The sequence below is a fragment of the Alistipes indistinctus YIT 12060 genome (assembly GCF_025144995.1).
Taxonomy (GTDB): Bacteria; Bacteroidota; Bacteroidia; order Bacteroidales; family Rikenellaceae; genus Alistipes_A; species Alistipes_A indistinctus.
In genome coordinates this window covers 236,473-255,656 of the sequence record NZ_CP102250.1, presented here as the reverse complement: position 1 = coordinate 255,656, position 19,184 = coordinate 236,473, and the positions used below count along the sequence as shown (strand labels likewise).

At 52.3% G+C, this 19,184-nt stretch carries 16 protein-coding genes; 9 read left to right on the top strand and 7 right to left on the bottom strand.

The genetic code is table 11. From position 1 onward, the window contains the following. The 7 genes from NQ495_RS01195 to NQ495_RS01165 form a co-directional block, all read right to left on the bottom strand. On the bottom strand, positions 1-720 hold the full coding sequence (locus NQ495_RS01195) for a LytR/AlgR family response regulator transcription factor (protein WP_009134813.1): 720 nt from the start codon (positions 718-720) through the stop codon (positions 1-3). Positions 721-750: 30 nt separating this feature from the next. Beyond that, complete coding sequence (locus tag NQ495_RS01190; RefSeq protein ID WP_009134814.1) at positions 751-1,845, bottom strand: sensor histidine kinase; 1,095 nt, start codon at positions 1,843-1,845, stop codon at positions 751-753. Positions 1,846-1,947: 102 nt separating this feature from the next. Next, positions 1,948-2,832 (bottom strand): EamA family transporter, encoded by an 885-nt coding sequence (locus tag NQ495_RS01185; protein ID WP_242035484.1) that lies wholly within the window; start codon positions 2,830-2,832, stop codon positions 1,948-1,950. Positions 2,833-2,878: 46 nt separating this feature from the next. Beyond that, positions 2,879-3,805: a DMT family transporter gene (locus tag NQ495_RS01180; RefSeq protein ID WP_009134816.1), complete on the bottom strand. Its 927-nt coding sequence runs from the start codon at positions 3,803-3,805 to the stop codon at positions 2,879-2,881. Between the two features lie 234 nt (positions 3,806-4,039). Beyond that, the gene (gene glsA / locus NQ495_RS01175) at positions 4,040-4,981 is read right to left on the bottom strand and encodes a glutaminase A (protein WP_009134817.1); all 942 of its coding nucleotides are present in this window, start codon (positions 4,979-4,981) and stop codon (positions 4,040-4,042) included. Continuing rightward, entirely contained in the window at positions 4,978-6,552 is a 1,575-nt protein-coding gene (gene gadC / locus NQ495_RS01170) for a putative glutamine/gamma-aminobutyrate antiporter GadC (protein ID WP_009134818.1), read from the bottom strand. Before gadC ends, glsA begins: the two co-directional genes overlap by 4 nt. Positions 6,553-6,754: 202 nt before the next feature. Further along, entirely contained in the window at positions 6,755-8,140 is a 1,386-nt protein-coding gene (locus NQ495_RS01165) for a glutamate decarboxylase (RefSeq protein WP_407650869.1), read from the bottom strand. 315 nt (positions 8,141-8,455) lie between these two features. Here NQ495_RS01165 and NQ495_RS01160 point away from each other — a divergent pair, with 315 nt between their 5' ends. From NQ495_RS01160 to NQ495_RS01120, 9 genes are all read left to right on the top strand, one after another. After that, a complete protein-coding gene (locus NQ495_RS01160) occupies positions 8,456-9,343 on the top strand; it encodes a DMT family transporter (RefSeq protein ID WP_009134820.1) in 888 nt (295 codons plus the stop codon). A gap of 1 nt (position 9,344) precedes the next feature. Then, positions 9,345-9,830 (top strand): GNAT family N-acetyltransferase, encoded by a 486-nt coding sequence (locus NQ495_RS01155; protein WP_009134821.1) that lies wholly within the window; start codon positions 9,345-9,347, stop codon positions 9,828-9,830. A 12-nt stretch (positions 9,831-9,842) separates the two neighbouring features. Beyond that, entirely contained in the window at positions 9,843-10,379 is a 537-nt protein-coding gene (locus NQ495_RS01150; protein ID WP_009134822.1) for a ferredoxin domain-containing protein, read from the top strand. 22 nt (positions 10,380-10,401) lie between these two features. Then, positions 10,402-11,580 (top strand): M24 family metallopeptidase, encoded by a 1,179-nt coding sequence (locus NQ495_RS01145; protein WP_009134823.1) that lies wholly within the window; start codon positions 10,402-10,404, stop codon positions 11,578-11,580. A gap of 35 nt (positions 11,581-11,615) precedes the next feature. Next, on the top strand, positions 11,616-11,999 hold the full coding sequence (locus tag NQ495_RS01140; protein ID WP_147513083.1) for an invasion associated locus B family protein: 384 nt from the start codon (positions 11,616-11,618) through the stop codon (positions 11,997-11,999). A 225-nt stretch (positions 12,000-12,224) separates the two neighbouring features. Then, a complete protein-coding gene (carB, locus tag NQ495_RS01135; RefSeq protein ID WP_009134825.1) occupies positions 12,225-15,434 on the top strand; it encodes a carbamoyl-phosphate synthase (glutamine-hydrolyzing) large subunit in 3,210 nt (1,069 codons plus the stop codon). A gap of 189 nt (positions 15,435-15,623) precedes the next feature. Continuing rightward, on the top strand, positions 15,624-16,349 hold the full coding sequence (locus NQ495_RS01130) for an acyl-[acyl-carrier-protein] thioesterase (RefSeq protein ID WP_009134826.1): 726 nt from the start codon (positions 15,624-15,626) through the stop codon (positions 16,347-16,349). A 129-nt stretch (positions 16,350-16,478) separates the two neighbouring features. Next, a complete protein-coding gene (locus NQ495_RS01125) occupies positions 16,479-17,468 on the top strand; it encodes a cation diffusion facilitator family transporter (protein ID WP_009134827.1) in 990 nt (329 codons plus the stop codon). Positions 17,469-17,526: 58 nt separating this feature from the next. Further along, a complete protein-coding gene (locus tag NQ495_RS01120; RefSeq protein ID WP_009134828.1) occupies positions 17,527-19,143 on the top strand; it encodes an ABC-F family ATP-binding cassette domain-containing protein in 1,617 nt (538 codons plus the stop codon). Positions 19,144-19,184: the final 41 nt, after the last annotated feature.

Genomic DNA, 19,184 nt, shown 5'->3' with positions numbered 1-19,184 from the left:
CTACAACAAACGCCGGGAAAGGATTTCCATAAACCGATCCTTATAGGAATCGGTGATCGGAATATAAACCTTGCCGAATACGATCCGGTTGCGCTCAATGGTCGTCACACGATCCAGATTGACTATGAAAGAACGGTGCACCCGGATAAAGCGGGTATCGGGCAGGGCGTCTTCCATCGCCTTCATACTCATCAGCGTCATGACCGGGCCATCATCCGTATGAATGCGCACATAATCTTTGACCCCTTCCAAATAGAGCACGGAATCCAGATGGATCTGGACGATTTTGTAGTCGGTTTTTACGAAGATACTCCGCTCCTCGACGGAAACATTCGCCTTGACCGCGCCTCGTTCCAGTTCGAACTGGCGTTGTGCTTTCTGGGCCGCCGACAGGAAGTCGGCATAGCTGACCGGCTTGAGCAGGTAATCGAGTGCTTCGACGCGGAACCCCTCGACAGCGTATTGTTCGAACGCTGTAATAAAAATGACTTTCATCTCCGGCGGCAGCAAACGCGAGAGTTCCAGTCCGCTGAGATTCGGCATCTGGATATCGAGAAACAACAGTTCGGCCTGCATCCCATTACGGATAGCCTCCATAGCACTGAGTGCATCGGGGTAGGAACCGGCCGACTCCAGGAAAGGTGTCTGGTTTACATATCCTTCGACCAGTTCGCGGGCCAACGGTTCGTCATCGACCACTATGGAACGCAATAACGACATCACTTCTCACAATTTGTTTCGACAAGATAATCATTTTGACCCGATTTCGCTATCCTGCACATGCGGTTTCAATGTCAGGATCAGCTGCGCCACATACTGCTCCCCGATCTTTTCCATCCGCAGAATATGCTGTCCGGGATAGAGCAGGCTCAGGCGGCGGCGCAAATTTTCAAGGCCGATGCCCGATCCGCTGCGATCCAGTTCATTTTTCGGGAAACAACTGTTTTCGACCGTGCAAATCAGCGTATCACCTCCGGTCAATGCGAACGAAATGTGAATGAAGGAGGGTTCCGTTGCACTGACACCATGTTTAAAGGCATTTTCGATCAATGCGATAAATAGCAGCGGAGCCACCTGGTATCCCCGGTCGTCCTCAGGCAGGTTCACTTCGAGCTGTACCTGTTTCGACAAACGAAGGCTCATCAGTTCCACATAGCTGCGAATAAACGCCAACTCCTTAGACAACGGCATCATCTGCTGATTGTTGTCATACAGTACATACCGCAGCAACTGGCTCAACGAATGCAACGCATACTGCGCCTGCTGGGGATTGAGCGCCACCAGCGCATAGATATTGTTCAGCGTATTGAACAGGAAATGGGGGTTGAGCTGGCTTTTCAGGTTTTGCAATTCCGCCTGCGTGCGTTCCTTTTCGATCTCCTGTTTTTCCCGCTCGACACGATACCAGCGTCCCGTCATTTTGATGGCTACACTCAACCCCGTAACCAGCAGCATCGTCACAGCGTCCCGGAGCATGAAAAAGAGATAAAATTGCGTACGGGCACGCGGGCGGGAAGAAGGGGGGATCCCCATCACATACGTCCGGTGGAATTCATGCCAGCCATGTAGTCCAACTGCCAGCAATATAATTAACAGGAGATTGATCAGGACAAAGGTCCCGAGCCGCTTGCGGAACAACAAACGATCGATCAGCACGAAATAATTGAGGTAAAAGACAAGCATGAACGCGAGCGGCGAAGCGCAGAAACCCAGGTAGCGGGCCCACGAAATCGAATTGCCTTCGCCCTGCGAGAAAAAGAGCGGAGAGCAGAACATCATCGCCCAGGCGATCGTATGGACGATAACCTGGATAACTTTTGTCCGCGATCGTTGAGTCGTTTGCATAATTGAAAAAGGGAGAATTGACGAAATAAAAGTAAAAGGAATTTCTCCCGCAAACAACTGATTCGTACCGATTGCAAAAAAAATACGACCGAACCGCCGGTTTTAACGATCAATCCGATGCCGACGGTTGTTGCTCCATACGACCAGACAAACCGATGCGAGGATCAGCATCAAACCGGAGGCATATTGCAGATTGAACGGTTCACCGAAGTGAAAAATACTCACCAATACAGCCGTAACCGGCTCCATCGAACCGAGAATCGCCGTCACGGTCGACCCGACATTCTTAACCGCCAGTATCAGCGTCAAATTGGAGATAACCGTAGGAACCAGCGCAATCAGCAAAACATTCACCGCCTGATACCAACTGCGGATCGGCCCGATGCCGGTGGTCAGTCCCGCGAACATAGCGAACAATACCGCCGCGGACAACAGGATATAGAAAGTCAGCGGCAGTGAATCGATTCGTCCGACACCCGTTTTATTAACGCCTACGATATAGAGTGCATAAGTTATCACGGTAATCAGCACCAGCATGATGCCTTCTACGTTCACGACAGCACCGCCGCTCCAACTCAGCAACCCGACACCCAGCAACGAAACGACCGCAGCCACCACCAATCCGGCCGACCGTTTCTCACGAAAAAAGACGATCATCAGAAACGTGACCAAAATGGGATACAGAAAATGAATCGTCGTAGCAATACCACTGGGGATCAAACTATAGGAGAGAATCAGGCCGAGCGACGTGCCGGCATAAAGCCACCCCAGACCGACGATAATCACGAATTCACGGGCCGTAATGACAAAACTTTTCCGCTGCGCCGCGGCGACCAGCCCGATCAGCAATGCCGCAACACTCATCCTGTAAAACAGCACCGTTGCAGCCGACATACCGCTGCCGAGCAGCGCGATCGAAAAAAAAGGAACCAACCCGAAGGTGGTCGATGAAATCAAAGCATACAGTACACCGCGAAAACTCCCCATAAATGCGAAAAAGACTAAAACCTTGCAAAGGTAGCTCAATTTGCATTTAGATTTTGGGAACCGGAAATTTATATTTTTCATAAGTGATCACCACCAGGACGATACCGATCAGGATCAATCCGGCAGCAATCAGGTTATTGTAATCGAGTTCGACCTGTCGGCGCAACAGGGCCAGGATAGTGGCCGAAATCGGCTGCAAATAGGAGTAAAGGCCCGTATGCACCGAGGTCAGTTTCTCCGTACCGTAATACAGCAGGTAGTTGGGCAGCACGGTTCCCAGTACCAGGATATATGCGATTTCAAGCCCCCCGGCCACTGGCAACGACGCAAAATCATAGTGCATCAACCCTTTGGCAAAGAACGGGGCGGAAATCACCAGTCCGATGATGTAATACCAACCCGTGACGAGGATCGTACCGTATCGCATCAGCGAAGGTTTGATGAAAATCGTATTGGTGGCAGCGGCCAATACGCTGATAAACATAAACAGGTTGCCGAATTCCCGGCTGCGCAAAACGGGGATTCCGTTGCCGAGGATCAGTACAGCCGCACCGATAAAAGCCAGAATCACGCCGATCACCTTAGCCATGTGCAGCCTCTCGTGCAGCATCCGCGCCGAAACAACCAGCGTGACGATCGGTGCCATCGTGGCAATCGTCGAAGCATCCACCGGATTGGTATATTCGGCCCCCCAGAGCATCATGAATTCATGCCCGTAAATAACCAGCACCGTCGGAATCAGAATTTTCACAAAGTCTTTCGCCGGAATCCGGTAGCGCTGCGAAAAAAAAGTCCACGGCACAAAACAGACGGCAGCAAAAGCCACGCGAAAGAAGAACAGGTCCTCGAAATCCATGTAATGATGGATAATCGAGACGTAGAACGAAAAGTTCATCCCGAAAAGAACATTCGCGAAGATCAATGCCAAGTGTGGTTTAAGCTTACCAGGTGTCGTCGTTTGGCCTGTTGTCATCTTTGCAGGAAGATTTTAGGGCTGGGAATGACTATTCAGATTTAGCTTCCACAGTTTTTGTTTATCCGGTGAAAGCATGCGTGACTATTCGAACAAATAAAATGCCGAGCACCCGTAAGCCGATCCATCTGTAAAAAGAGATTTACCGCCTCATTAAAAGTTTACATAAAATATAAGGGGCATCCCCAAATCAATTGCCGGATGCCCCTCTGATGCTCACTGATTAAAGTGTAATTAGTCGAAAATATTCAGTCCCAGTTTATTCGCGATATACAAAATGGCCTTTTGTGCTTTGACCGAATTTCCCGCATCGTCGAGCGGGGGGGAGAAGGCCGCTATGCCCATCACGCCGGGAACGACCCCGAGCACACCGCCGCCGACACCGGTTTTGGCCGGCACGCCCGAGGTGTACATCCAGTCTCCGGTATGCTGGTAAAAACCGACCGTAGCGATCATCGACGTGATTTTCGGTGCGAGGGCCTTATCGAATACCTGGGTCTTGGTCACGGGATTGACGCCCCGGTTGGCGATCGTACCGCCGCAGATCGAAAGCTGCTTGGGTGTAATGCCCAGCGAACACTGCCGCGTATAGATATCGAGCGCCATGTCGGGATCGTCGTAAATCCGGTTGTAATTCTTCAACAACCAGGCAATCGAACGATTGTTGAAATTGGTATCGGATTCCGATTTATACAGCTCGTCGATCAGCACCAACGGACTGCCGCACAATTGTCCGAGGAAATCCGTAATAGCTTTCCATTTCCCGGCCGAATCACCCACCGGTTTTACCATACTGCAAGCCGAAATGGCACCCGCATTCACCAACGGCGAAGAGGGATGGTCGTTTTCGAGCAGGATCGCCATGATCGAGTTGAACGGCAATCCGGTTGCGTCCGCACCGATCTTTTGCAAGATTACATCCGCGCCGTACTGTTTCATCACGAGGATGGCGGTAGGAACCTTCGAGACGGATTCTATACCGAATACGTAGCCCGTGTCTCCGACCTCGATCACCTCACCGTCAGGCAGGCAAACCGAGAGACCGAACAGCGACGAAGACACATTGGCCAAATAGGGAATGTAATCGGCATTTTTGCCGCCCGTATCGCTTTTCACAACGTTGTACGCCTCTTGTACAACGGCTTTTATCTGATCGTTTGTTAAGTTCTTGTTCATGACTCTGTTTTTTGATTGTTGGTCGCGTCACCGGCCGCGCCGGCAGTAGGAGTGGCCGCAGCAGACGGGGTCGCAGGTGCGGTTACAGTCGCAGCAGCGGCTGCGGAAGCATTTTTAGGAAGCTCCCAGTGGAAAGGCTGGAAACCTGCACCCGGGGCCTGCCAGGACGGCTTGCGCGAAGCATAGATGATAAAAGGCGCAGCTACCACGACAATACAGCCGATAACCAGTACGGAGAACCATACGGTGTTACTACCGGTTGATATCTGGCTGGGCGGAATAAAACTCAGCACGAAAGCCAGCAGCGAACCGCAGAAACCCAAACCGGCCACGAACCAAATCAGTCCGTTACCCACCTTACCGACCTTAAACGGACGTACGATATTCGGCATTTTATACCGCAATATGATCGCCGATGCGAACATCAGCAGGTACATGATCAGGTACAACAGCACCGTCAACTGTGAAAGTATCTGGTAGAACGACTGCACCGAAGGCATCACCACGAACAGTAAGCTCAGCAAAGTCACCACGCTACCCTGAATCAAAAGGATATTACGCTGTACACCGATTTTGTTGGATTTCTGGAAAAACGGAGGCAGATAACCGGCCTTACCCACGGTAAAGATACCTTTCGAAGGACCGGCCACCCATGTCAGCACACCGGCCAATACGCCGAACATCAGCGCAACGGCTATGATCGGGGAAGCCCAACTCATACGCAGGTACTGGAAGTAGTTGTCGAAACCGATCAGCAGGCTTTGCGTCAGATTGATATCCTTTGCGGGAATGATGAAACCCAACGAAAAAGTACCCAGCACGAAAATCAGCACGGTAATCGCCGATCCGATAAAGATGGCTTTCGGATAGTTCTTACTCGGGTTCTTCACATCCATCACGTGAATACCCATCATCTCCATACCGGCGTAAAAGAGGAAGATACCGGACGCCAGTACCAGGTTGTCGAACTTCGTCAGGTCAGGAAAGAATCCCTGGCTCATATCCATATTGTTATGGCCGCCGGTCGACAAATAGATAATACCGAGCACGATCAGCAAACCCGCAGGAATGATCGTACCGACCAGACCGCCGATCTTGGCTACTTTACCGACCCAGCCCAGACCCTTAAGGGCGATGAATGTAGCTGCCCAGTAGATCACCAGCACGACGATCAGCGTATACATTTTATTGGAAGCCAAAGCCATATCGGCCGTCGGATGCATGCCGATAAAGGCGATCGATACCGCGCCGAAGGTCAGTACGGTCGGATACCAGATCGTACTCTCGATCCACTGGAGCCAAATGGCCAGAAAGCCTGTCCGGGCACCCATAGCCTCACCGACCCAGCGGAACACACCGCCCTGTTTGTCGGCGAACATGGCGGCCAGCTCGGCAGCCACCAATGCGGTAGGAATCAGGAAAACCAGCGCGGCGAACAGATAGTAAAAAGCCGAAGAGGGTCCGTAAACCGCCTCTGCAGGCAGTCCACGCAGGCTCACAACGGCAGTGATATTCATAATTGCAAGTGTCATGACACTCAATTTGAACCCTGTGCTTTTAGTTGTTGCCATACTATTAGTATTTAAAATTAAGTTGAATGGATTCGATTACGTAGGTGTCGTTCGCAAAAAGCGTGCAACGATTGCGAAGCACCTCATTCCCTGTTCAAAACAAGGGATAGATTTTCACCACATAATGGGAAAAGAGGTAAGAGAAAAGGCTATCCGGAATATTGACATATCCAGACAGCCTTGTTCTCAATCGTCCATCACGCTACTTCTTGGCTTTTGCGGTGGGAGTGTGGGTATGGGTAAATACCTTGCCGACCACTTTCTGGTTCTTGTCAAGCGCAATGCGGGCCTGGGTGGGATATTCCAGTTTTTCGAATTCGGCAATCGCGTTGGCAATATCGCCCAGCAACATGTCGGCCATATCGCGGCTCATGCCCTGGCGTACCACGATACGCATCACGACAAAGTTCTCCAGATTGTCCGGCAGGGTGTAGGCAGGCACCATCCAGCCGCTCTCCTGCAACTTGTACTGCAGGTCATAAAGGGTCCATTTGGCCTTCTTGGCATATTCCGGTTTCATATACCAGATAAAGAGCGGATTGACTACATCTTTACTGTACACTTTGAACGGGGCCATCTTGTCGAGTTGGTCATGCAGGTATTTGGCAATGTCCATGCTGTTCTGCTGAACTTCCTTGTACCCCTGGAATCCCAAACGGATAAACTGGTAATACTGACCCAGAATCTGCGCGGCGGGACGTGAAAAGTTCAGACCCACCTGCGTAATATTCGCCCCCAAGTAATTCACGCTGAAAGCCATGCTGCCCGGCAGGTATTTCTTATCCTTCCATACTACCCAGCCCAGACCCGGATATACCAGACCGAACTTGTGGCCGGAAGTACTGATCGAAAGCACCCACTTGAGGCGGAAATCCCATTTCTTGTCCGGATTGAGGAACGGCAGAATGTAACCGCCGGTCGCCGCGTCCACATGGATCGGAATGTCATAACCCGTCTTGGCATTGTAAACGTCCAGCGCTTTGTCGAGGGCTTCCACATCGTCGTTCAGTCCGGTCCACGTCACGCCCTGGATCGGAACGATACAGATCGTATTCTCATCGCACATAGCCAAGGCAGCTTCGGGATCGAGCGTATTTTTCTCCAACGTCAGGGGCACGGTACGCATCTCGATCTGCCAGAGTTGGCCGAATTTTTCCCATACCACCTGGAAACCGGAAGATATTACGAAATTCGGTTTGTCGTAGGGTTTGCCCTGTGCTTTACGTTTTTCGCGCCAGCGCAGCCACGCGGCCACACCGCCCAGCATACAGGCCTCGGAAGAACCGATCGCCAGTGCACCTGCCTTCCACTGCGCTTTTTCCGGGGAGTGCCACAGATTCGCCACAATGTTGATACAACGTCCGGTCATCACCGCTACACGGGGATATTCCGTTTCATCGATATAGTTCATATCGATCGCCTCGTTCATCAGTTTGGTGGCATACGGATCCATGTATGTGGTTACAAAAGTAGCCAGGTTCAGCCGGGGCTGGGTCTGCGGATAGGTTTCGTCCTTGACCATTTGGTAGGCGATTTCCGGAGAGGTAGGCTCCATCGGAATCGTGTCGGTGGGTGCCGGAGATGCCATTGCTGTCGAACCGTAAACCGGAGTTTCAATGTTCACGCGTTTTTTGTCTGCTGTGCTCATAACGTAAAGTTTTAAAAGATTAGATATATATCGCAATAGATAATTGATGGCGATATCAGGAAAATTCATGAAAAGGAATTTCATAAACCGTACCACAAATACTCCACGGGTGAATTTCGGATTCGGGCGAACTCCGCTGAAATGCGGCGAAAAAAGTTGTAAACACTATGATAGAGGAGTGGGCGGAAACGAATTTTATTTGCTAAATTTTGATACTTTTGTGTCGTGCAGAATAAAAACGGGGCATATCACCTGATGGCGCTCGCAGCGGTCGTGCTGTGGGGAACGACTTTCGTTTCGACAAAAAAATTGTTAGAGGCGGGGTTAACTCCCGCCGACATCATGTTTTACCGTTTCCTGCTGGCATACGGAGTGATGTGGATCTGCTCCCCGCGCATCCGATGGCCGAAAAACTGGCGGGACGAGCTGTTGTGCGTAGGAGCCGGAATCAGCGGGGGATCGCTCTATTTCCTGACCGAAAACAGCGCGCTCGGGTTGACACTGGCCTCAAACGTAGCGCTGCTGGTCGCCACTGCCCCGATTTTGACCGTCATCCTGACACGCTTGTTGCTCAAATCCGGACGTTTGCGCAACAGCCTGATCGCAGGATCGTTCATCGCACTGCTCGGCGTGGCGTGCGTCGTTTATAACGGCAGTGTCATCCTGCAGGTACACCCGTTGGGCGATTTGCTCAGTTTCACCGCAGCGCTGACCTGGGCGTTTTACAACATTTTCCTGAAAAAACTCGACGGCAAATACAATACGCTATATATCACCCGCAAAGTTTTTTTCTATGGCGTGCTGACCCTGCTGCCGGTCTTTCTGATTCGTCCACTGACCACGGATACAGCGATACTGCTCCGCCCGATGGTATTCAGCAATTTGCTTTTTCTCGGCCTGGTCGCATCGCTGTTTTGTTTTGCAGTGTGGAACGCTGCAGTCAAACACCTGGGCACCCTGGCCACCAGCAATTACATTTACCTCGTTCCGTTGGTTACAATGATCTCTTCGGCGCTGTTGCTGCACGAACGGATCACACCCGTGGCGCTGACCGGCGCCATGATGATTCTCGGAGGCGTTTATGTGGCCGAGAACGGAGGTTCCATCCCTTTTGTAAAAAGATTATTTGTAAAACATACCTGATATGGGCACATTCACAATACGCAATGCAACTCCGCAGGACACCGGATTGATCTACGGGTTTATCCTGAAAATGGCACGTTACGAAAAGCTGGAAAGCGAAGTGGATACTTCGGAAGAGGCCCTGCGCCGGGCTTTGTTCGACGAACGGCAGGCTGAAGTGGTAATCGGAGAAGAAAACGGGATTCCGGTAGGATTCGCCCTGTTTTTTCATAATTTTTCCACCTTCCGCGGACAACGTGGCCTATATCTTGAGGACCTTTTCGTCGACCGGGAGCACCGGGGGAAAGGTTACGGCAAAGCATTGCTGCTGCACCTGACCCGGATCGCCGTCCAAAGGCAATGCCGCCGGATGGAATGGGTGGTGCTCGACTGGAATGCCCCCTCGATCGCATTTTACAAATCGCTGGGGGCGGTTCCGATGGATGAATGGACCGTTTTCAGGCTCACAGAAGAGCAGCTACACCAATTGGCGCAACAAACACTTTAATCCTATAAAGCGATGGTGATAGACGAAAGAGAGAGCCGACACGACTACATCGTGGATGCCGCCCGCCAGATCATGACTGCCGGACGCACCGCCCCCAAAGGCAAGGGGATAGACAATATCGAAATTGTCGCACTGACCCAAAACTCGATTCTCGAGGTAGCCGGTGCACTGCGGGTATCAGCCGAGGAGACCGGACTGAAATTTTTCCTGCGCGATGCCGACAATATCGAGCTGGCCGAAGCAGTAATCCTGGTCGGATCGCGCACCTCGCCGATGGGACTCAATTGCGGGTATTGCGGCTATGCGACCTGTATCGCCAAAGGGGGAAATGCCGATGCTCCCTGTGCACTGAATTCGGTCGATTTAGGTATTGCACTCGGATCGATGGCCGCGACCGCCGCCGAGCTGCATATCGATAACCGCATCATGTTTTCGGCAGGCTACGCTGCCCGTAAACTGGGACTATTGCCGGGATGCCGCTCCGTATTTGCCCTTCCACTAAGCATCAGCTCCAAAAATCCATTTTTCGACAGACAGACCAATAAATAACCTTCACAACGCAACAACATCCATGATCCATCCTTCCGTTCTTGCCGACGAATTCTCCCAGCGCTGGGAGCGGATCCGTAAATCCATGCTCCAGCAAGGGGCAGATGCAATGCTAGTTACCGATAATGTCAATCTTTATTATGTATCCGGTCGCGTATTCAGCGGTTATTGTTACCTGCCTGCGGACAGGGAACCGCTCTTTTTCGTTCGTCGGCCGGTAGGACTCGACGGCGACAACATCGTGTACATCCGCAAACCGGAAGAGATCGGCGACTACCTGCGCGAGCAGGGGCTTCCATTTCCGCAAACGCTGATGCTCGAAAACGATTCGATCACTCACAACGAATTCCTGCGCTACGAAGCCATTTTCAAACCGGCAACGATCAAAAACGGCACTGCTGTGCTCCGCAGCGTGCGCAGTATTAAAACCCCTTACGAGATCGGACAGATTCGCCGTTCAGGTATCCTGCATGCGGAAGTTTACGCCAAAATTCCCTCGTTATATAAAAAAGGGATGACCGACCTCGACCTGTCGGTCGAGATCGAACGGGAAAGCCGCCTGCTGGGATCGCTCGGCATCTTCCGCATTTTCGGCCAGAGCATGGAGATTTTCATGGGTAGCGTAATCGCCGGGGACAATGCGGATAATCCTTCGCCGTATGACTTCGCGATGGGCGGGGCCGGACTCGATGATTCGTTGCCGGTAGGCTGCAACGGCACCATGCTCGAAGAGAGGATGAGCGTCATGGTCGACCTGGGCGGCAACTTCACCGGCTACATGACCGACATGACCCGCACTTTCGCCATAGGGGATTTACAGGAATTGGCCTACAAGGCACACGAAACCTCGATCGAGATTCAGCGCAGCATCGCCGAAGCAGCCCGGCCGGGAGTACCTGCCAAAGATTTGTACAACATGGCCATCGAAATCGCGCAGGAAGCCGGCCTTGGCGACTATTTCATGGGACACCGCCAGAAGGCGGGTTTCATCGGCCACGGAATCGGTATCGAGATCAACGAATCGCCCGTGCTGGCACCGCGTTCACGCGACATTCTCGCCGAGGGAATGGTCTTCGCGCTGGAACCCAAGTTCGTCATCCCGGAGACCGGAGCTGTAGGAATTGAGAATACCTTTGCCGTCACAGCTGACGGAATCGAGAAATTGACCCTTTGTGAAGAGCAAATCCTGCCGCTGGGCTAAGCAGGAATGAAATAGGCTGCGCAGCCTATTTCATCATGCAGTCTAAAAACTTAAAACGACCTCATTTCTTGGTCAGGCTTCATATCCAAAACAACGAGCCAAAACAACGCGCGGTGTGCAAATGCACACCGCGCGATATTTCATTTAGTGGAAATCCGCTATTTTTTTGCATTCCCATTCGTACATTTACTCTGGCAGGTTGCTTTGCAGTCCCCGGTTTTGACACAGGCTTTCTTGCCGTCCTTCGTGCAGGCAAGATCACATTTTTTATCCGCGCAGGATTTGGCGCAACATTCGGTTTTGGCCTTCGGACATGTCCCATTTCCCTTATCGGGGTTCTGAGCCAGGGCAACGGTCATGGCCATTGCGAAAAACGACATGAGGATCAGAGCTTTCTTTTTCATAATAATATTAATTAATTTGATGATACGACAATCTTATATTCGCAATTTAAACGCGGGGACGGCGATCTATATTGTCCCTGGGAATCAAACTTAACATTAATTTTATTTTTCAACAAACAACAATCGCACCACGCCCCGATTCTCAAATATATTTCGTACCTTCGCCCGATGAAATACCTACCTCAGAGGTAGATCCTCCGGAAGACAATCAACCGCATTAACAGATAAAATTTCCTACTTGTGAAGAAACAACTCTCTAAGGTGCTCGTGCTGGGTTCGGGCGCACTCAAAATCGGACAGGCCGGCGAATTCGACTACTCCGGCTCTCAGGCTCTAAAAGCGATGAAAGAGGAGGGGATTTCCACCGTCCTGATCAACCCCAATGTGGCAACCATCCAAACCTCTGAAGGTATCGCCGACCGGGTTTACTTCCTGCCGCTGAACGCTTATTTTATCGAGGAAGTGATCAAAAAAGAGCGTCCCGACGGCATTTTGCTCGCTTTTGGAGGCCAAACCGCATTGAACTGCGGCACCGAGTTGTATCAGAACGGTATCCTGAAAAAATACGGTGTCGAGGTACTGGGTACTTCCGTAGAAGCAATCATGTACACCGAAGACCGCGACCTGTTCGTCAAGAAGCTGAACGAAATCGAGATCAAAACGCCGCGCAGCATCGCAGTCAACACGATGGACGAGGCGATCCAGGCCGCCGAGAAGATCGGCTTCCCGGTCATGGTACGCTCGGCCTACGTACTGGGCGGTATGGGCAGCGGTTTCTGCTACGACATGGATGAACTCAAAGCCCGGGCTGAAAATTCTTTCTCGTACGCCCCGCAGATTCTGGTCGAGGAATCGCTCAAAGGATGGAAAGAGATCGAATTCGAAGTAATCCGCGATAAAAACGACCACTGCTTCACGGTGGCCAGCATGGAAAACGTCGATCCGTTGGGCATCCATACCGGTGAGAGTATTGTCGTGGCGCCGACCTGCTCGCTCGACGAGAAAGAATTGAGTTTCCTGCAAGAACTTTCGAAAAAGACGATCCGCCATCTGGGCATCGTCGGTGAATGCAATATCCAGTACGCATTCAATTCGGACACCGACGATTACCGCGTAATCGAGGTAAATGCACGCCTGAGCCGTTCCTCGGCACTGGCATCCAAAGCGACCGGCTACCCGCTGGCTTTCGTGGCCGCAAAACTGGCCCTGGGCTACACGCTCGACGAAATCGGAGAGATGAACACCCCGAACTCGGCCTATGTAGCGCCGCAACTCGATTACATGATTTGCAAAATCCCGCGCTGGGACCTAAGCAAGTTCGCAGGCGTATCGCGCCAGATCGGATCGAGCATGAAATCGGTCGGCGAAATCATGTCGATCGGCAAAAGTTTCGAGGAAATCATCCAGAAAGGTCTGCGTATGGTCGGGCAGGGGATGCACGGTTTCGTCTGCAACAGCGACATCACCTTCGAGAACCTCGACGACGAACTGGCCAATCCGACCGATATGCGCATGTTCGCCATTGCAGCTGCTTTTGAGAAAGGTTACAGCGTACAAAAACTCCACGAGTTGACCAAAATCGATCCGTGGTTCCTCTCCAAACTCGAAAACATCTACCAATACTCGCTCGTGCTGAAAAAATACGGTACGATCGCCGAAATTCCCGCCGACGTGATGCGCGAGGCAAAGCGACTCGGATTCTCGGATTTCCAGATCGCACGTTTGGTCGAAGCGCCCAATGGCAACCTCGAAAAAGAGATGATCGCCGTACGCAACCACCGCAAACGCCTCGGTGTCCTGCCGTCGGTCAAGCGCATCAACACTGTCGCTTCGGAGCATCCCGAACTGACCAACTACCTTTATTTGACTTACGACGGTTCCGAACACGATATCTCTTACTACCACAATAAAAAATCGGTCGTGGTACTCGGTTCGGGCGCTTACCGCATCGGCAGCTCCGTCGAGTTCGACTGGTGCTCGGTCAACGCCGTGCAAACCGCACGCAAGCTCGGTTACACGTCGATCATGATCAACTACAACCCGGAGACGGTCTCGACCGACTACGACATGTGCGACCGGCTCTATTTCGACGAACTGTCCGAAGAACGCGTACTCGACGTAATCGACCTCGAACAGCCTAACGGCGTGATGGTTTCGGTCGGCGGCCAGATACCGAACAACCTGGCCATGAAACTCCAGCGCCAGAATGTACCCATCCTCGGGACGTCGGCCGTTTCGATCGACCGTGCAGAGAACCGGCACAAATTCTCGTCGATGCTCGACAACCTCGGCATCGACCAGCCGCAGTGGAAAGAGCTTTCGTCGATGGACGACGTGAACGAATTCGTCGACCGCGTAGGCTTCCCGGTACTGATCCGTCCGTCCTACGTGCTTTCGGGAGCCGCCATGCGCGTCTGCCACACCAAACAGGAGATGGAACATTTCCTCGGCATCGCCGCGAAGGTGTCGAAAGAGTATCCGGTCGTGATCTCCAAATTCCTCGAAAATGCAAAAGAGATCGAGTTCGACGCGGTAGCGCACGCCGGTGAGATCATCGATTACGCGATCTCGGAACACGTCGAATTCGCCGGCGTGCACTCCGGTGACGCGACACTGGTATTCCCGGCCCAGAAGATTTACTTCGAAACCGGACGCCGCATCAAAAAGATCAGTTGCCAAATCGCCAAAGAGCTGAACATCAGCGGACCGCTCAACATTCAATTCCTGGCCAAGAACAACGACATCAAAGTGATCGAGTGCAACCTGCGTGCTTCGCGCAGCTTCCCGTTCGTATCGAAGATCCTCAAGCGCAACTTCATCGAAACGGCAACGAAAATCATGCTAGACGCTCCTTACGCAAAACCGGACAAATTCGACGTCGATTACATCGGCGTCAAGGCTGCGCAATTCTCGTTCGCACGCCTGCTGAAAGCGGATCCGATTCTCGGCGTCGACATGGCTTCGACCGGCGAGGTAGGATGCCTCGGAGACGACTTCAACGAAGCGCTGCTGAACTCGATGATCGCAGTGGGATACAACATCCCGAAAAAGAACGTGATGATCTCTTCGGGATCGGCCAAATCGAAAGTCGATATGCTGGAAGCCTGCGGCGAACTGGACAAAAAAGGCTATACGATCTACGCTACCGCCGGAACCGCCGAGTTCCTTAAAGAAAACGGCGTAAACGCCATTGCTGTCAGTCGTCCCGACGAACACAAGACGGATAACGTACTGAGTCTGATCGCGGACAAAACATTCGACCTGGTGGTGAATATCCCGCGCGACCATACCACCCGTGAGATTACCAACGGCTTCAAGATCCGCCGCGCGGCAATCGACCACAACATTCCGCTGATTACCAACGCACGCCTGGCGGCTTCGTTCATCCATGCTTTCTGCAACATGAAGATGACCGATATCGCGATCAAAGCGTGGGACGAGTATAAATAATAATCCTACCCGCTATCGTACCCGGCCGCTTGTCGGGATACGAACAGGTGACATGTATGAAACAGCTGCCCTGACCGGTCGAATCGCCCGGTTCAGGGCAGCGTCATCTCACCGGATGATGCGGGAAATGGCAGGATTCGTGCGGGAACAAAAAAACAACCAAACCAACGATCAAAATCCGACCGACTTATGGAGTGTGGAAAATACGATTACCGGGTACAGCCCGGAGATGTGGACCTGACCCAAAAAGCATCGATTATCACCCTCGGGAACCATATCCTGCATGCAGCGGGAGAGGATGCCGACCGGCTAGGCTTCGGCCTCCGCTGGATGCAGAGCAACAATACCACATGGGTACTCTCGCGTATGGCGATCGAAATGGACCGATATCCCGATGAGTACGAGCATTACCAAATCGAAACGTGGGTCAGCGACATCAACCGCCTGATGACCACCCGTAACTTCATCCTGCATGACCGGGCGGGCAACGCCATCGGCAAAGGCTGTACCCATTGGTCGATGATCGACTTCAAAACACGGCTGCCGCTCGACCTGCGCACTTTGGAACATTACATGGCGGCGGTTATCGCAACCGATCCGCCGATAGACCGTCCGGCGAAGATAGCCAAGGTAAACGGCACGGCCGCCGAAACGCACCGTATCCGTTACAGCGACATCGATTTCAACCAACATACGAACAGTATGAAATACGTGCAATGGATGGTCGACATGCTGCCGCTCGAAAAGTTGACTTCACAACGCCTGCGGCGCCTCGATATCAACTTCCTGCATGAAACCCGTTACGGTCAACAGGTCGTCATCGCGATGGAGAACAGCGAAGAAGCCGACAAATTCGAAATCCGGCCGGAAGGAAGCGACCAGGCCGCTTGCAAGGCTGCCCTGTTCTGGATTTAATCCCAAACATCCCGGAACATCGGTTTGACAAACATAGGTTTCTCATTGTGACCGGGGAACCCTCTTTCCTTGCCGCTGCACATGTTTTAAAATGGCAAACTTTTTCGGCACCCAATTCGTTCGTACCGTATGATAAACGAAGATGCGCTCAAGCAACGGATCCAGCGTTGGATCGTCTGCGGGTCGGTCGCCATCATGGCCGGCAAATTCCTCGCTTTCTGGCTGACCAATTCGGTCGGTATCCTGACCGATGCGGTGGAGAGTATTGTGAACGTAACGGCAGGCTTCATTAGCCTGTACAGCCTGTATCTGGCCGCCAAGCCGAAGGATGCGGGGCATCCGTTCGGACATGGCAAGGTCGAGTTGATTTCCGCCTCGATCGAAGGATTGCTGATTATCATTGCCGGAGGCGTCATCATCTTCGAAGGTGTCCGCCGCCTGTTCGAACCGGCGGAAATAGCAAAACTCGATATCGGCATCATCGTCGTCGCAGCGGCCGGAGCGATGAATTACCTGATGGGGTGGTACAGCATCCGCATGGGGCGGCGCTACAATTCGATAGCCCTGATAGCCGGGGGCAAACACCTGCAATCGGACACCTATTCGACCATCGGGCTCGCGATCGGCCTGATCCTGCTCTACATCACCCGTATCGGCTGGATCGACAGTGCGCTCGCGCTGATTTTCGGCGCGATCATCATCCTCACCGGTATTTCGATCCTGCGCCGCACGGTAGCCGACCTGATGGACGAAGCGGACAAGCAGTACCTCGAAAAGATGCTGGAAACGATCTCCGAAAACCAGCGGCCCGACTGGATCGACATCCACAACCTCAAAATGATTAAATACGGCAGCGGTTTCTTCATCGATTGTGACCTGACGCTGCCGTGGTATTACAACATCGAACAGGGACACGAAGCCTGCGAAGCGCTCCGCCGGGCGATAGAAAAGGGATTTTCCGACCGGATTACGCTCTCTGTACACTCGGACTCCTGCAAAGAGAAGCATTGCGAACACTGCCGGGTGGCAGACTGCCCCTACCGGCGGCAACCGTTTACGACTCCTTTGGTCTACACGCTCAATGAATTGACCCAGACGGACGAACAACGAAACGAATAACACCCCGATCCCGAAGATTTTGCGTATCTTTGCACCTCGCAAAACAAATATAAAGCCAATGATTACTGTTTCAAATCTCGAAGTGCAATACGGCAAACGCGTGCTGTTCAAAGATGTAAACCTGAAATTCACACCCGGCAACTGCTACGGGGTCATCGGTGCGAACGGCGCCGGCAAGTCCACCTTTCTCAAAGTCCTCAGCGGCGAAGTAACCCCTTCGCGCGGTTCGGTCAGCTTCGGTCCGTCGGAACGACTTTCCGTCCTCAAACAGGACCACTTCGAATTTGACGAACATACCGTTTTGGATACAGTGCTGATGGGCCATCAGCCACTGTGGACAATTATGAACGAAAAGAACGCCCTGTATGCAAAACCTGACTTCTCGGACGAAGACGGTATCAAGGTCGGGGAACTCGAGGAAAAATTCGCCGAAATGGACGGTTGGAATGCCGAAAGCGACGCAGCCAACCTGCTCAGCGGACTGGGAATCAAGGAACACCTGCATTACGAGTTGATGGGGCACCTCAATGCCAAAGAGAAAGTACGCGTGCTGCTGGCGCAGGCCCTGTTCGGCAAACCGGATAACCTGCTGCTCGACGAGCCGACGAACGACCTGGACGTCAATACGATCATGTGGCTCGAAAACTACCTGTCGAACTACGAAAACACGGTACTCGTCGTATCGCACGACCGTCACTTCCTCGATGCGATCAGCACGCACATCATCGACATCGATTACAGCGATATCAACCTCTTCTCCGGCAACTACAGCTTCTGGTACGAATCGAGCCAGCTGGCCGCGCGTCAGCAGGCCAACCAGAACAAGAAGGCAGAAGAGAAGAAAAAAGAGCTGATGGAATTTATCCAGCGTTTCAGCGCGAACGTCGCCAAATCGAAGCAGACCACCAGCCGCAAGAAGATGCTCGAAAAGCTCAACGTCGAAGAGATCAAACCCTCGATGCGCAAATATCCGGGTATTATTTTCCAGCCCGAACGGGAAACGGGTACGAAAATCCTCGCGGTGGACGGCCTGAGTAAAACCGTCAACGGTGAAAAGCTGTTCGACAAGGTGTCGTTTACCATTGAAAAAGGGGATAAAGTGGCTTTCCTTTCGCGCGAGCCGCGGGCGATCACGACCCTGTTCGAGATCATCGCAGGACACGACCAGCCCGACAGCGGCATGGTCGAGTGGGGCGTGACGATCAACAGCGCCTACCTGCCGCTGAACAACTCCGATTTCTTCAACAACGAACTCTCCATCGTCGATTGGCTGGCCCAGTTCTCAGACGATACCAGCGAACTCTACCTGCGGGGATACCTGGGTAAGATGCTTTTCAGCGGCGAAGAGATTTACAAGAAGGTAAACGTCCTTTCGGGCGGCGAGAAGATGCGTTGCATGATCGCCCGGATGATGATCAAGCAGGCCAATACACTGCTGCTCGACTCGCCGACCAACCACCTCGACCTCGAATCGATTCAGGCATTCAACAATGCACTCGTTTCGTTCAAGGGAATCGTACTGATGACCTCGCACGACCACGAATTCATCAATACGGTAGCCAACCGCATTATCGAAATCACACCGAACGGCATGATCGATAAATATATGGAATACGACGACTACCTCTTCGACGAGCGGGTGCAGGAAAACCTGGAGAAGCTCTACAACCGGTAAGCTCCGAACTGTTTACAGACTCTATTCTTTCGTCTAAAACC